General features: G+C 61.4%; 1 protein-coding gene. It reads right to left on the minus strand.

The features are described 5' to 3' along the window. A partial coding sequence (locus FJV41_RS55380) for a carbohydrate ABC transporter permease (RefSeq protein WP_141649585.1) occupies nt 1-533 on the minus strand: 533 nt, incomplete at both ends.

Raw genomic sequence — 533 nt, forward strand, 5'->3', positions numbered from 1 at the left:
CCCTCCATCAGCGCCGCCTCCTCCAGCTCTTTCGGGATGGCGAGGAACGCCTGACGCATCAGGAACACGCCGAACGCCGAGGTGAAGTAGGGCATCATCACCCCGGTAAGGGTGTTGAGCAGGCCGAAGGTTTTCAGGGTCAGCATGTTTGGCACCATCATCACCACCGGCATGATCATCAGCTGCACCAGGAACAGGAGAAACAGCGTCTGCTTGCCGCGAAACTCGTGGCAGGCGAAGACGTACCCGGCGGTGGTGATGGTCAACAGCTGCACGAAGAAGGTGCCAAAGGTGAAGATAAGGGTGTTTGCGTACAGGCTCAGCCAGTCGGCGCTCTGCCAGGCGTCGCGGAAGTTATCGAGAGTCAGCGGCAGGCGCGGCAGCAGCGACGCCATATCGTCGCCGAAGGTGGTAGCGCTGAACGAGGACGCCAGCATCCAGATAAACGGGCTGACCCACAGCAGCGCCAGGCAGCACATTAATACTGTGAGCGTAAAGGGCGACGAGCGGCGCAGGCGCAGCCACAGCGGACG

Origin of the sequence: Myxococcus llanfairpwllgwyngyllgogerychwyrndrobwllllantysiliogogogochensis (assembly GCF_006636215.1) — a bacterium.
Taxonomy (GTDB): Bacteria; Myxococcota; Myxococcia; order Myxococcales; family Myxococcaceae; genus Myxococcus; species Myxococcus llanfairpwllgwyngyllgogerychwyrndrobwllllantysiliogogogochensis.